Here is a 13,358-nt window from a genome sequence, read left to right on the forward strand (position 1 = left end):
GTGGTTTCGTACAAAAAAAGCAGCTGGCGGGCAGCGCTGCTGGCGGGCAGGCTGCCGTCCAGCACGCAGCGGGTGGCATCGTCCAGCGCCTGGCGCACCGCCGGATGCTCGCGAAAGCGCTGCTTCAGTCCCGCATCAATGCGCTCCCACATCCAGGCCTTGGCCTGCCCTTGGCGGCGCGCGGCCAGGCGCCCGTTGGCGGTCTGCACGGTGCGGAATTTCGACACCTCGGTCCAGAAACGGTCCACGCCCTGCCCGTGCAGCGCGCTGATCTGGATCACCTGCGGGTGCCAGATGCTTTCATCATGGTGAGCGTGCTCGGGATGGCCGTGCAGGCCGAGCAGGCGCAGCGAAGACGTGATCTGCGCGCGCGCGCGGGTGGCGGCATCGGGGTCGATGTCGGCCTTGTTGATGACTACCAGATCGGCCAGCTCCATCACGCCCTTTTTGATCGCCTGCAGGTCGTCGCCCGCGTTGGGCAGCTGCATCAGCACGAACATGTCGGTCATGCCTTGCACGGAGGTCTCGCTCTGGCCCACACCCACGGTTTCGACGATCACGATGTCGTAGCCCGCTGCCTCGCAGACCAGCATGGCCTCACGCGTCTTTTCGGCCACGCCGCCCAGCGTGCCGCTGCTCGGGCTGGGGCGGATGTAGGCCTGCTCGTGCACGCTCAGGTGTTCCATACGGGTCTTGTCGCCGAGGATGGAGCCGCCCGACACGGTGCTCGACGGGTCTATGGTCAGTACCGCGACGCGGTGACCTTTGTCGATGAGGAACAGCCCCAGCGCCTCGATGAAAGTACTCTTGCCCACACCCGGCACGCCGCTGATGCCCAGGCGAAAAGCTTTTCCGGTGTGCGGGAGCAAGGCGGTGAGCAACGCGTCGCCCCGCGCGCGGTGGTCGGCGCGGGTCGATTCGAGCAGGGTGATGGCTTTTGCAATGGCGCGGCGCTGGGCCATGGGGGTGCCGGAGACAATGGGGTAGGTGAGCCCTTCGACAGGCTCAGGGCGAACGGGGGTTGCTTCATTCCCCTGGGGCTGACCTGCACTCCGTTCAGGCTGACCCCCACCCCGTTCGGGCACAACCGCACCCCGCTCGGGCACAACCCCTCCCCGTTCGGGCACAACCCCTCCCCGTTCGGGCTGAGCTTGTCGAAGCCCATCCAAGCCCTGCTTCGAGCGCGCCAACGTCTGAACCCGCTCCCAGTCCCCCACAATCAACGCCTCCTTCTTCGCCCGCGACCAGCCCTTGATCTGCTGCTCGAAAGCCAGCGCACCCTCGCGTGACTCGAACTCGCCCTGCCAGACCAGCTCAACCGGTTTGCGGGTGGCGGTGTACCCGGAGTCGCTGGTCTGGTGTTGCAACAGACGCGTCTCCAGTTCGTCGGTGTGTCCAGCGTAGTAGGTGCCGTCCCGGCAGAGCAGAAGGTAGACGTGGAAGGGTTTCACGCGAAATGGGTGGGTGAGGGCTTCGACAGGCTCAGCCCGAACGGAGGTTGTGGGTCTCAACGAACGGGGGTTATGGGTCTCAACGGTCACTCCGTGCAGGCTGCATGTCACTCCGTTCGGGCTGCACGTCACTCCGTTCGGGCTGCACGTCACTCCGTTCGGGCTGCACGTCACTCCGTTCGGGCTGCACGTCACTCCGTTCGGGCTGCACGTCACTCCGTTCGGGCTGCACGTCACTCCGTTCGGGCTGCACGTCACTCCGTTCGGGCTGAGCCTGTCGAAGCCCCTCCGCGATAGGTCCATGCGCATGGGCCAGAGACTTGATCCGCTCCCAGTCTCCAGCGATCAAAGCCTCTTTCTTCGCCCGCGACCAACCCTTGATTTGCTGCTCAAACGCCAACGCGCCCTCACGGCTTTCAAACTCGCCATGCCACACCCATTCAACCGGCTTGCGCGTCGACGTGTAGCCGGTGTCGGTTGTCTGGTGTTGAAGCATGCGTGCTTCCATGTCATCGGTATGACCCGCGTAATACGAGCCCTCTCCGCAACGCAGCAGGTAGACGAAAAAGGGTTTCACGCGGTGGAGTGGGTGAGGGCTTCGACAAGCTCAGCCCGAACGGAGTGGGGCTCAGCCCGAACGGATCTTTGACCGAGTGCAAATTCAAGCTGCCCCCAAGGCCTTGCGGATCTGCTCCAGCACATCTTTCGCGCTGGCTGGTATCGGCGTGCCCGGGCCGTAGATGCCCTTGACGCCTGCATCAAACAGCATCTCGTAATCCTGACGCGGAATCACGCCGCCCACGAACACGACGATGTCGTCGGCGCCCTGGCGTTGAAGCTCGGCGATGATGGCCGGTACCAGGGTCTTGTGCCCAGCGGCCAGGGTCGAAACGCCGACCGCGTGCACGTCGTTTTCGATCGCCTGGCGCGCGCATTCTTCGGGCGTCTGGAACAGCGGGCCCATATCCACGTCGAAGCCCAGGTCGGCGAAGGCCGTGGCCACCACCTTGGCGCCGCGGTCGTGGCCGTCCTGGCCGAGCTTGCTGATCATCACGCGCGGGCGGCGGCCTTGCGCGGCGGCGAAATCGTTGATCTCGGCCTTCAAGGCGTCCCAGCCTTCGGCGCAGTCGTAAGCGGCAGCGTACACACCGGTCACCTTTTGGGTATCGGCGCGGTGGCGCCCAAAAACTTTTTCCAGCGCGTCGCTCACCTCGCCCACGGTGGCGCGCAGGCGCATGGCCTGGATCGTCAGGTCGAGCAAATTGCCCTGCCCCAATGTCGCCGCCGCCGTCAGCGCGTCCAGCGCGGCCTGCACCCGGACAGCATCGCGGCTGGCCTTGATCTGCAGCAGGCGGGCGATCTGCCCTTCGCGCACCGCCACGTTGTCGATGTCGCGCGCCTCGACGGCGTCTTCGGTCTTGAGCTTGTATTTGTTGACGCCAACGATCACGTCTTTGCCGCTGTCGATGCGGGCTTGCTTCTCGGCCGCAGCGGCTTCGATCTTGAGTTTGGCCCAGCCGCTGTCCACCGCCTTGGTCATGCCGCCCATGGCCTCGACCTCTTCGATGATGGCCCAGGCCGCATCCGCCATTTCCTGCGTCAGGCTTTCCATCATGTAGCTGCCGGCCCAGGGGTCGACCACGCTGGTGATGTGGGTCTCTTCCTGGATGATGAGCTGCGTATTGCGGGCGATGCGTGCACTGAACTCGGTGGGCAGGGCAATCGCTTCGTCAAAGCTGTTGGTGTGCAGCGACTGCGTGCCGCCGAACACCGCCGCCATGGCCTCGATGGTGGTGCGCACCACGTTGTTGTACGGGTCTTGCTCGGTGAGCGACCAGCCCGAGGTCTGGCAGTGGGTGCGCAGCATCAGGCTCTTGGGGTTCTGGGCGTCAAAGCCCTTCATGATGCGGCACCACAAGAGCCGCGCGGCCCGCATCTTGGCGATTTCCAGGTAGAAGTTCATGCCCACCGCCCAGAAGAAGCTCAGGCGCCCGGCGAATTCGTCCACGGTCAGCCCCAAGGCAATCGCCGTCTTCACGTATTCCTTGCCGTCGGCCAGGGTGAAGGCCAGTTCCAGCGCCTGGTTGGCGCCCGCTTCCTGCATGTGGTAGCCCGAGATCGAGATCGAGTTGAACTTCGGCATCTTCCTGGCTGTGTACTCGATGATGTCGCCAATGATCTTCATCGACGGCTCGGGCGGATAGATGTAGGTGTTGCGCACCATGAACTCTTTCAGAATGTCGTTCTGAATCGTTCCGCTCAGTTGGTCTTGCGAGACGCCCTGCTCTTCGGCCGCCACCACATAGCCGGCCAGCACCGGCAGCACGGCGCCGTTCATGGTCATGGACACACTCACCTTGTCCAGCGGAATCTGGTCGAACAGGATTTTCATGTCCTCCACCGAATCGATGGCCACACCGGCCTTGCCCACGTCGCCCGTCACACGCGGGTGGTCGCTGTCGTAGCCCCGGTGCGTGGCCAGATCGAACGCGACCGACACGCCCTGCCCGCCCGCAGCCAGCGCCTTGCGGTAGAAAGCGTTCGATTCTTCGGCGGTGGAAAAACCGGCGTACTGGCGGATGGTCCAGGGGCGCACCGCGTACATGGTGGCCTGCGGGCCGCGGATGAAGGGCTCCAAGCCCGGCAGCGTGTTGGTGTAGGGCAGGTCTTGGGTGTCGGCGGCCGTGTACAGCGGTTTGACACGAATGCCATCCGGTGTAACCCAGTCCAGCGCCTGCACATCGCCACCAGGAATTGATTTCTGCGCTGCGCGGGTCCAGTCTTGCAAAGTGGCGGACTTGAATTCAGGCTGATGTGGGCTCATGACGACAGATGCAAGGATCAAAGGTGAAACAGAGCGACTTAAGCGGCTGATTTTATATTATTCATAATTATTGATGCAAAATATTCCGAGCGCCGTAAAATGAGCGTCCGACACATCCGATCGGCTCGCCCCTTTGTCTGTCATGACTGAACGTTCGCTCTCGCCCCGCGCCCTGTACGAGGAAGTCGCCGAACTGCTGCGCCAGCGCATTTTCAACCGCGAACTCGAACCCGGCAGTTGGATCGACGAACTCGGCATTGCCCAAGCCTACGGTATCAGCCGCACCCCGCTGCGCGAAGCGCTCAAGGTGCTGGCGACCGAAGGGCTGGTGACCATGAAAGTGCGGCGCGGTGCCTACGTGACCGAAATGTCAGCACAGGACCAGGCCGATGTCTACCATCTGCTGGGCCTGCTGGAAGCGGACGCGGCCGCCGCTGTGGCCCAGCAGGCCAGCGCCGACGAGCTGGCTGAACTGCAAAGCCTGCACCAGGAACTGGAAGCTGCCGCTGGCGAACGTGAGCGTTTCTTTGCCGTCAACGAACGCTTTCACCTGCGGCTGCTGGAGCTGGCGCGCAACCGCTGGCGGCTGCAAATGGTGGCTGACTTGCGCAAGGTCATGAAACTCAACCGCCACCACTCGCTGCTCAAGAGCGGGCGCATCGATGAGTCGGTGCGCGAGCACCGCGCCCTCTTGGCGGCGCTGCTCGCGCGCAACCCGGCGCTGACGCAGCAGCGCATGCACGAACACTTTCAAAACGGACTCGAAGCCGCCGCCTGAGCCCGGTGCCGCGTCCCGCCACGACGCCATGGCGCCGAAGCGGGCGCGCACTCACCCCATGTGCAGACCGCCGTTGACCGAGAAATCGGCGCCGGTGGCGTAACCGCCGTCCTCACTCGCCAGCCACGCCACGATGGATGCGATTTCGCTCGGCTTGCCCAGGCGCTTGAGCGGCACCGTGGCGACAATTTTCTCCAGCACGTCGGCGCGGATCGAGTTGACCATGTCGGTGCCAATGTAGCCCGGACTCACGGTGTTGACGGTCACACCTTTGGTGGCCAGCTCTTGCGCCAGCGCCATGGAAAAACCGTGCATGCCGGCCTTGGCGGCCGAGTAGTTGGTCTGGCCGGCCTGACCCTTTTCGCCGTTCACCGACGAAATGTTGACGATCCGGCCCCAGCCCTTCTCCACCATGTCGGCCACCACCTGCTTGGTGACGTTGAACATGGAATTGAGGTTGGTCTCGATCACGCTGTCCCAGTCCTGGCGCGACATTTTCATGAACATGCGGTCGCGCGTGATACCGGCGTTGTTGACCAGCACGTCAATGCTGCCGTGCTCGGCCTTGGTTTGGGTGAACGCTTCGACGGTCGAATCCCAGTCGCCGACATTGCCGACCGAGGCGTAAAACGTGAAGCCAAGCGCTTTTTGCTCGCTCAGCCACTTGGCGTGGTCGCGCGTCGGCCCGCAACCCGCAATCACTTTGAAACCTTCTTGATGCAGGCGCTGGCAGATCGCAGTGCCGATGCCGCCCATGCCGCCGGTGACGTACGCTACTTTTTGATTCATGATTTATGCTCCTCTGGGGTGGCCATTTGGCCGTTGGTAAAACGAAAACCGGCCCCGCAGCCAGCACGGCTACAGGGCCGAAAAACTCAGCGTTCCAGCGCCAGCGCAACGCCCATGCCACCACCGATGCACAGCGCAGCCAGGCCTTTCTTGGCGTCGCGGCGCTGCATTTCGTGCAGCAAGGTGACCAGCACGCGGCAGCCGGAAGCACCAATCGGGTGGCCAATGGCGATCGCGCCGCCGTTGACGTTGACGCGCGCCGGATCGATATCCAGCGCCTGGTTGACCGCACAGGCCTGCGCTGCAAAGGCTTCGTTGAGTTCGAACAGATCAATGTCCGATGTCTTCCAGCCCGCGCGTGCAAGCGCCTTTTGCGACGCCGGCACCGGCCCCATGCCCATGGTGGCGGGGTCGAGCCCGCTGGTGCCGAAGGCGGCAATCCGCGCCAGTGGCTTGAGCCCGAGTGAGGCCGCTTTTTTGGCGCTCATCACCAGCACCGCAGCGGCGCCGTCGTTGATGCCCGAGGCGTTGCCCGCCGTCACGCTGCCGGCCTTGTCGAACGCCGGGCGCAAGCCAGCCAAGACCTCGGCGCTGGTTTTGGTGTTGATGTACTCGTCACTGTCAAAACGCAGCGGCTCACCCTTGCGCTGGGCAATAAAGACCGGGACGATTTCGTCCTTGAAGCGGCCAGCGGCCTGCGCGGCGGCGGCCTTTTGCTGACTGGCCAGCGCCAGCGCGTCTTGCATCTCGCGCGTGATGCCGTGCGCGCGGGCGACGTTCTCGGCCGTGATGCCCATGTGGTACTGGTTGTAGACGTCCCACAGGCCGTCGACGATCATGCTGTCTTGCATTTTCCAGTCACCCATGCGCTGGCCGTCGCGGCTGCCGTTGAGCACGTGCGGGCTGGCGCTCATGTTTTCCTGCCCGCCGGCAATCACGATCTCGCTGTCGCCCCAGGCCAGCGCCTGCGCCGCCAGCATCACCGCCTTGAGGCCGGAGCCACACACCGCGTTGATGGTCAGCGCCGGTGTTTCCTTGGCCAGACCGGCTTTCATCATGGCCTGGCGCGCCGGGTTCTGGCCCACGCCGGCAGCCAGCACCTGGCCCAGAATGACTTCTCCAATAGCGTCTTGGGCCAGAGCGCTGCGCTCGAGCAGCGCCCGGATGACCACGCTGCCGAGTTCGGTGGCCGGGGTTTTGGCCAGCGAGCCGCCGAACTTGCCCACGGCGGTTCTAGCAGCGGCGACGATGACGATATCTTGCATGTTGACTCCTAGGTTTTAAGTTTGAGAACGAGAAATCGGTGTCTTCGGGACAAGGGCAGGAATCAGGCCCTGACCTTGACGTAACGGCCCGGTGCCGCTTCAATGGCGGCGTACTGCTTGCCCCTGCCGTAGGCCTTGGGTGCCGCTACGGTTTTGCCCGCCAGGGGTTTGAGCCAGGCCGCCCAGTCGGTCCACCAACTGCCCGGGTGTTCGGTGGCGCCGGCCATCCAGTCGTGCACCGAAGGCGGGTACACGCCGTCGGCCCCGATCCAGTGGCTGCGCTTGTTTTTGCTGGCCGGGTTGATGACGCCGGCGATGTGACCGGACGCCCCCATGACGAAGCGCTTGTTGCCGCACAGCACCTGTGTGCTGGCGTAGGCGCCGCCAATCGGGACAATGTGGTCCTCGCGCGAGCCGTAGATGTAGACCGGCAAATCGAGCCGGGTCAAATCGACCGGCTGGCCGCAGACCTGGAGCTGGTTCGGCTTGGCCAGCTTGTTTTCCAGATAGGTGTTGCGCAGGTACCAGACGTAGAACGGGCCGGGCAGGTTGGTGCTGTCGGAATTCCAGTACAAGAGGTCAAACGGCGGCGGCGACTCGCCCTTGAGGTAGTTGCCGACCACGTAGTTCCAGACCAGGTCATTCGGACGCAAAAAGCTGAAGGTGGAGGCCAGATCGCGCCCGGGCAGCAAGCCACCCTGGGCAAACTGCATCTCGCGCAGGCGCACGAAGTTCTCGTCGATGAACACATCGAGCACACCGGTGTCGCTGAAGTCCAGCAGCGAGGTGAGAAAAGTGGCGCTGTGCACCGGCTGCTGCCCACGCGCAGCCAGCACCGCCAGCGCCGTGCCCAGCATGGTGCCGCCAACGCAAAAGCCCAGCGCGTTGATGGAATCGGCGCCCGTGATGTCTTGCGTGACGGCAATGGCTTTGATCACCGCGTCATCGATGTAGTCGTCCCAGGTTTTGTGCCCGAGCGAAGCGTCCGGGTTGCGCCAACTGACGACAAAAGTGCGGTGCCCCTGCTCGATGCAGTAGCGAATAAGCGAGTTTTCGGGCTGCAAGTCCAGGATGTAGAACTTGTTGATGCAAGGCGGCACCAGCAGGAAGGGGCGTTCAAAGACCTTGGGCGTCAGCGGCTTGTATTCGATCAACTGGAACAGCTCGTTTTCAAACACCACCGCGCCTTCGGTGGTGGCGACGTTCTTGCCGACCTCGAACACGCTTTCGTCGGTCATCGACACATGGCCTTGGCGCAGGTCGTGCAGCAAGTTGGCCACCCCCTTGGCAATGCTCTCGCCCCGGGTATCCAAGGCCTTTTTCTGCGCCTCGGCGTTGCAGGCCAAAAAGTTGCTGGGCGCGCTGGCGTCCACCCACTGCTGCACCGCAAAGCGCACCCGGGCGCGGGTTTTGGCGTCGCCCTCAACCGCATCGGCCATGGCCAGCAAGGTGCGGGCGTTGAGCAGGTAAGACGCGGCAGAAAAAGCCGCCAGCGGATTGCTGCCCCAGGCCTCGGCGGCGAAGCGGCGGTCGCCCACCGGTTTGGCCTCCAGCCCCTGGCTCCACAGCGCCTTCAACTCTTTTTGGTAGTTGTCCTGAATTTCTTTCAGCTTGACCGGACCGAAGCCGACCTGCTGCCCACAGACCCAACTGAACATGTCGATCGGGCCCGCTCCCATGGACGGCATGGGCATGCCCAGCGGGTTGGCCGCGCCGCTGGGCGGCATGAATGCCTTGAAAACGGCAAACGGATCGGCGGCAGATTCAGCAGCATTCGCTTGCGCGGCAGGCGTCTGAGCGGCCTGCGTCCACTGCGCCAGCAGGTTTTGCTGCCACTGCTGAGCAGCCTGCAGCCAAGTTTGTTCGAAAGCTGATCCAGACGACATGCAAATCTCCCAAGGTTATTGTTGCGTTCTATTATCGAAGCTTGCAGGCAAAAAAATTTGTGCCCGCACCCCGTTTTCAGGGCGTGTCTTTATGCAGGCTAAGAGCCAGCGCTGTTTTCAAGGATTGCCATGTATTTGATTGTGCTGGGCTGGATGTATGTGGTGGTGCTGATGGCAGCAGCCCAGGCCTTGAGTCCGGACGGCAGCATGCCAGGCGCCATTGTGACCTTATTTTTTTACGGTTTGCTGCCGCTGGCATTGGTGCTTTACCTAGTGCGCACGCCGCAACGCCGCCAAGCCATGCGCCGGGCCGAAGCGGCGCCAGCGCAGCAGGCCAAGCTGGCGCAGGAGACAGCGCCCGCTGCGCCCGCCGCATCAGACGCGCCAGATGCAGGCGGCCATGCGCCCGCTGCTGCCGAGTTGGGCAGCGTCGCGGCGGTGCGAAAAGAAGCGTGAGGTCTGCGTCACGGTGCACCAGGGCGCGCTGGCGTCGTTGCCGAACACCTGGGTGATGCCCAGCGACTGCAAGTCCAGCCGAGCCAGTGCAGGCAGGTCGGCCAGGTATTTATCGGCAGCGCGGCGCACGAAACAGGCTTGCGCCTGCGGCCGCCGCTCCAGGAAAATCTGTCGCACCTCAGGGCCGACCTCAAACGCCTGCGGCCCTATGCACGGGCCCAGCCAGGCCAGCGTGGCGCGCGCCACCTCCGCGCGCGTGAGCAGCGGTTCAACGTCCTGCACCGCGCGCACGAAGGCGGCAAAGCAAGCAGCGAGCACGCCCGGCCCGGCCGTCACCCCGGCCGCATCCACCCCAGCCAAGCCGCGCCAGCCGGCGTGGGCTGCCGCCACCACCGTGCCTGCGCGGTGGCAAAACAAAACCGGCAGACAGTCGGCCACCATGACCACGCAGGCCAGCCCGAGATGCTGCGTCAGGCTGGCGTCGGCCACCAGCCCGTCCGGGGTATGAGGCTCCAGCGTCAACACGGCAGCGCCGTGCACCTGCTGCAAAAATACCGCCCGGCAAGCAATCAAAGCGGCCAGCCGGGCCCGGTTCTCGGCCACGGCCAGGGGGTCGTCACGCACATGCTCGCCCAGGTTGAAGCTGTCAAACGGGGCCAACGAAACGCCGCCGGCGCGGCTGCTCAAGACCGCGCGCACACCCGGCGGCGCAGGCCAGTCGGGAACGAGCCAGTCAGCCGGGAAAACGGGCGCAGTCATCAGAGGTCAAGCGATTTTGGTGTGGTGAGCGGGCATGAGCAAAAGCTTCCCCGCCTCTGAGGCCTCGAAGTCCGGGCCGGCCAAAGTGACGCTCAAGCATACGCCCGGATTGAGCTTTGGTCGTGACTGCTGCGCCAACGGATTCGCCAGGGCGGAGAAAAAATGCGGCCCGCACCGGGACGACAAGAACGGATTCGGCCCAACTGTGGCATAACACACACATGGGATGGCGCGGCGCTTGGCCCGCATCGATTCATCGTCCGCGCCGTTCGCCAGCGTGTAAGCTGGCCCTTAGCTCGCGCAACAAGCCAGACATGTCTAAATCCAGCACCGATCTCAGCGACGCCCGGGCCTTGGTGATCAGCAGCAACCCGCAGTCGCGCTCGACGCTGGTGGCGCAACTGCGCCAGTTCGGCATGGGCACGGTGGCGCAGTGTTCGCGCCTGAGCGATGCGCGGCGCAAACTGGAAATTGGGGCTTTCGACGTGGTGCTCTGCGAACACCATTTCGAGCGCGAAACCATGTCGGGACAAGACCTGCTGGACGACTTGCGACGCAACCACCTGCTGCCCTTTTACACCGTCTTCATCCTGATTGCATCCGAAGCCTCATACAGCATGGTGGCCGAAGCGGCCGAGTCCGCACTCGACGCCTACCTGATCAAGCCGTTCAAAACCTCGGCGCTGGCCGAGCGGATTTTTCTGGCCCGGCTGCGCAAAAGCGTGCTGCAAGAAATTTTCAGCGCCATCGAGGCTCAACAGCTCGAACGAGCGGTCCGCCTGTGCCTGGAACGTTTCGAGTCCAAGCAGGCTTACTGGCTCTACGCCGCACGCATCGGCGCCGAACTGCTGCTGCGCGCCGGGCGCTTTACTGAAGCGCAACAACTCTACGAAGCGGTGGTGCAAGCCAAAACCCTGCCCTGGGCACGGCTGGGCGTGGCGCGCACCCAACTCGATGCCGGCTACCCGCAGCGCGCGCTGACCACGCTGCAGAGCCTGATCGAGACCGACCCCGGCTACGCCGACGCCTACGACCTGATGGGTCGGGCGCAGTTCGAGCAAGGCCACTTTGACCTTGCGCTGTCGACCTTTCAGATGGCCACCCGGCTCACGCCCGATTCGGTCAAACGTCTGCTCAAACACGGCATGATGGCCTTTTACGCCGGTCAGCGCGAAGTGGGTATCGAACTGCTGGACCGCGCCACCCGCATCGGGCTCGACTCCAAACTCTACGACCCCCAGGCACTGGTGCTGCTGGCGCTGGCCAGACTGAAAAACGAGGACACGCGCGGCCTGCAACGCTGCGCCGAACAACTCAACCGCTTGCGCCAGCGCAGTCCAGACAGCACGCGGCTGCTGCGCCTGTCCGACGCGCTTCACACCCTGCAATTGATCAAGGAACAGCAGACGGCGCGCGCGCTCGAAAACGTGCGGCGCATGGCCAAGACCATCCTCGACCCAGACTTCGACTTTGAGTCCGCCAGCAACTTGCTGGCCCTGATAACGCAACTGGCCGTGCGCTCTATCCAGCTCTACGAGGTGGACGCAGCGGTGGACGTGCTGGGTCTGCGTTTTTGCACCAGCCGCGCGCTAACCGAACTGCTGGCTTGCGCCGCCGCCGGACGGCCCGAATTCGCCGAACGCATCCACGCGGCGCACACCCAGGTGCTCAAACTTTCCGAGCAGGCCATGACCCAAAGCCTCAAGGGCAATCCGCGCGGCACCGTTCTCATGCTGCTCGATGCGGCGCAGTCCACCCGCAACGGCAAGCTGATCGAGTCGGCCCATCAGGTACTGCTGCACCGTGCAGACCAGATCGAAGACTTGCCCGCGCTGCAACAACAGGTGCAGGCGATGCGAGAGCTCTACCACACCCAGCAGACGCACATCAGCCTGGGCGACCAGACCAGCGCCGCAGCCTCCGCCAGCGGCGTGGCGCTACCGGTCGGCTACAAACCACCCAGCACAGTCGGCCTGCTGTCGAGCCAGCCGCAGATCCATCCGGGGGCCTGATCGATACCAGTCGCAACCTGCGCGCGCTCAAGCCGGCAGCGCCGCCTGAGCCGCCAGCACGCGGCCGAGCTGCGCACGCAGCGCCTCGCGCAGCGTCGGGTCGGCCAGCGCCAGTTCAACCGTGGCCTGCAGAAAACCCTCTTTGCTGCCGCAGTCGTAGCGCGTACCGGCGTAGCGAAAAGCCTGCACGCGCTCATGGCCAATCAGCGCGGCAACGCCATCGGTGAGTTGAATCTCACCACCGGCGCCACGCGGCTGGCGGCGAATGCTGTCAAAGACCGTCGGCGTCAAGATGTAGCGCCCGGCCACCGCCAGGGTGGAAGGCTCTTGCCCAGGAGCCGGTTTTTCCACCAAGCCAAACACCTCGGCCAGCGGCTGCTGCGCGCCATGCACGTCAACCACGCCGTAGCGGCGGGTTTCGCAGCGGGGCACATCCTGCACCGCCAGCAGCATGCCCGGGCTGCTGGCATAAGCCTGCACCATCTGTTGCAGCACCGTTGGGCCACCCGCAGCCTGATCATGGCCCATCATCAAATCGTCGGCCAACAGCACGGCAAATGGCTCGTCGCCCACCAGCCGCTCGGCACACAGCACCGCATGACCGAGTCCGAGCGCGCGTGGCTGGCGCACATAGACGCAATCCATGTCGTCGGGCTTGATAGCGTGCACCAGTTGGAGCAGCGCACTCTTGTGAGCCGCCTGCAGTTCGGCTTCGAGCTCGAAAGCGGTGTCAAAATGATCCTCGATGGCGCGCTTGTTGCGCCCGGTAACGAAGATCATCTCGCGAATACCAGCCGCATAAGCCTCCTCCACCGCGTACTGAATCAGCGGCTTGTCCACCACCGGCAGCATTTCTTTTGGAATCGCCTTGGTAGCAGGCAAAAACCGCGTGCCCAAACCGCCGACCGGAAACACCGCCTTGCGAATCGTCGTCATGAAAAAGCCTTCTTTTGTATGCTAGAGCCGCGATTTCAACACAAGCGAGGGACGATCTGAACGGTCATGCGGCAACCGTACAATCAAGGGCGAGTCTATAAATCAAAGAAGCCTCCGTTCGGGCTGAGCCCTTCGACCAGCTCAGGACAGGCCAAGTCGAAGCCCTGTGCAAGCCCTTCGACCGGCTCAGGGCGAACGGGGA

General features: G+C 63.9%; 10 protein-coding genes and 2 pseudogenes. 3 read left to right on the forward strand and 9 right to left on the reverse strand.

Annotated features, from left to right (window positions below; genetic code table 11):
• Window positions 1-5: 5 nt before the first annotated feature.
• From meaB to scpA, 4 genes and pseudogenes are all read right to left on the reverse strand, one after another.
• A pseudogene (gene meaB, locus EST26_RS03815) lies at window positions 6-980 on the reverse strand (methylmalonyl Co-A mutase-associated GTPase MeaB); the annotation flags it as partial.
• A 261-nt stretch (window positions 981-1,241) separates the two neighbouring features.
• A pseudogene (locus tag EST26_RS03820) lies at window positions 1,242-1,646 on the reverse strand (GIY-YIG nuclease family protein); the annotation flags it as partial.
• On the reverse strand, window positions 1,531-2,028 hold the full coding sequence (locus tag EST26_RS03825; RefSeq protein WP_291065564.1) for a GIY-YIG nuclease family protein: 498 nt from the start codon (window positions 2,026-2,028) through the stop codon (window positions 1,531-1,533). The pseudogene EST26_RS03820 and the gene EST26_RS03825, both read right to left, overlap by 116 nt.
• An 84-nt stretch (window positions 2,029-2,112) precedes the next feature.
• Window positions 2,113-4,275: a methylmalonyl-CoA mutase gene (scpA, locus tag EST26_RS03830; protein ID WP_291065565.1), complete on the reverse strand. Its 2,163-nt coding sequence runs from the start codon at window positions 4,273-4,275 to the stop codon at window positions 2,113-2,115.
• Between the two features lie 142 nt (window positions 4,276-4,417).
• Here scpA and EST26_RS03835 point away from each other — a divergent pair, with 142 nt between their 5' ends.
• Window positions 4,418-5,053: a GntR family transcriptional regulator gene (locus EST26_RS03835; RefSeq protein ID WP_291065566.1), complete on the forward strand. Its 636-nt coding sequence runs from the start codon at window positions 4,418-4,420 to the stop codon at window positions 5,051-5,053.
• A 51-nt stretch (window positions 5,054-5,104) separates the two neighbouring features.
• Here the strand turns inward: EST26_RS03835 and phbB are convergent, their stop codons facing one another.
• The 3 genes from phbB to phaC form a co-directional block, all read right to left on the reverse strand.
• Window positions 5,105-5,842: an acetoacetyl-CoA reductase gene (gene phbB, locus EST26_RS03840; RefSeq protein WP_291065567.1), complete on the reverse strand. Its 738-nt coding sequence runs from the start codon at window positions 5,840-5,842 to the stop codon at window positions 5,105-5,107.
• An 86-nt stretch (window positions 5,843-5,928) separates the two neighbouring features.
• Entirely contained in the window at window positions 5,929-7,107 is a 1,179-nt protein-coding gene (locus tag EST26_RS03845) for an acetyl-CoA C-acetyltransferase (RefSeq protein WP_291065568.1), read from the reverse strand.
• A gap of 62 nt (window positions 7,108-7,169) precedes the next feature.
• Window positions 7,170-8,993, reverse strand: coding sequence for a class I poly(R)-hydroxyalkanoic acid synthase (phaC, locus tag EST26_RS03850; protein ID WP_291065569.1), 1,824 nt, complete (start codon window positions 8,991-8,993; stop codon window positions 7,170-7,172).
• Window positions 8,994-9,122: 129 nt separating this feature from the next.
• Between phaC and EST26_RS03855 the strand changes: the two genes are divergently transcribed.
• Window positions 9,123-9,449, forward strand: coding sequence for a hypothetical protein (locus EST26_RS03855; protein ID WP_291065570.1), 327 nt, complete (start codon window positions 9,123-9,125; stop codon window positions 9,447-9,449).
• On the opposite strand, the gene EST26_RS03860 is transcribed toward EST26_RS03855, so the two are convergent.
• Window positions 9,369-10,208, reverse strand: coding sequence for a laccase domain-containing protein (locus EST26_RS03860; protein WP_291065571.1), 840 nt, complete (start codon window positions 10,206-10,208; stop codon window positions 9,369-9,371). The genes EST26_RS03855 and EST26_RS03860 overlap by 81 nt on opposite strands.
• Window positions 10,209-10,522: 314 nt before the next feature.
• Here EST26_RS03860 and EST26_RS03865 point away from each other — a divergent pair, with 314 nt between their 5' ends.
• Window positions 10,523-12,220 (forward strand): tetratricopeptide repeat protein, encoded by a 1,698-nt coding sequence (locus EST26_RS03865; protein WP_291065572.1) that lies wholly within the window; start codon window positions 10,523-10,525, stop codon window positions 12,218-12,220.
• 27 nt (window positions 12,221-12,247) lie between these two features.
• On the opposite strand, the gene galU is transcribed toward EST26_RS03865, so the two are convergent.
• Window positions 12,248-13,156, reverse strand: coding sequence for a UTP--glucose-1-phosphate uridylyltransferase GalU (galU, locus tag EST26_RS03870; protein WP_291065573.1), 909 nt, complete (start codon window positions 13,154-13,156; stop codon window positions 12,248-12,250).
• Window positions 13,157-13,358 lie beyond the last annotated feature (202 nt).

Origin of the sequence: Hydrogenophaga sp., from assembly GCF_014773545.1 — a bacterium.
GTDB lineage: Bacteria > Pseudomonadota > Gammaproteobacteria > Burkholderiales > Burkholderiaceae_C > Hydrogenophaga.

What these genes read in the sequence shown, in the direction of transcription:
- EST26_RS03845 (WP_291065568.1), bottom strand. Translation starts at nt 7,107, where the DNA reads ATGCAAGATATCGTCATCGTCGCCGCTGCTAGAACCGCCGTGGGCAAG.
- EST26_RS03855 (WP_291065570.1), top strand. Translation starts at nt 9,123, where the DNA reads ATGTATTTGATTGTGCTGGGCTGGATGTATGTGGTGGTGCTGATGGCA.
- scpA (WP_291065565.1), bottom strand. Translation starts at nt 4,275, where the DNA reads ATGAGCCCACATCAGCCTGAATTCAAGTCCGCCACTTTGCAAGACTGG.
- phbB (WP_291065567.1), bottom strand. Translation starts at nt 5,842, where the DNA reads ATGAATCAAAAAGTAGCGTACGTCACCGGCGGCATGGGCGGCATCGGC.
- galU (WP_291065573.1), bottom strand. Translation starts at nt 13,156, where the DNA reads ATGACGACGATTCGCAAGGCGGTGTTTCCGGTCGGCGGTTTGGGCACG.
- EST26_RS03865 (WP_291065572.1), top strand. Translation starts at nt 10,523, where the DNA reads ATGTCTAAATCCAGCACCGATCTCAGCGACGCCCGGGCCTTGGTGATC.
- phaC (WP_291065569.1), bottom strand. Translation starts at nt 8,993, where the DNA reads ATGTCGTCTGGATCAGCTTTCGAACAAACTTGGCTGCAGGCTGCTCAG.
- EST26_RS03860 (WP_291065571.1), bottom strand. Translation starts at nt 10,208, where the DNA reads ATGACTGCGCCCGTTTTCCCGGCTGACTGGCTCGTTCCCGACTGGCCT.
- EST26_RS03835 (WP_291065566.1), top strand. Translation starts at nt 4,418, where the DNA reads ATGACTGAACGTTCGCTCTCGCCCCGCGCCCTGTACGAGGAAGTCGCC.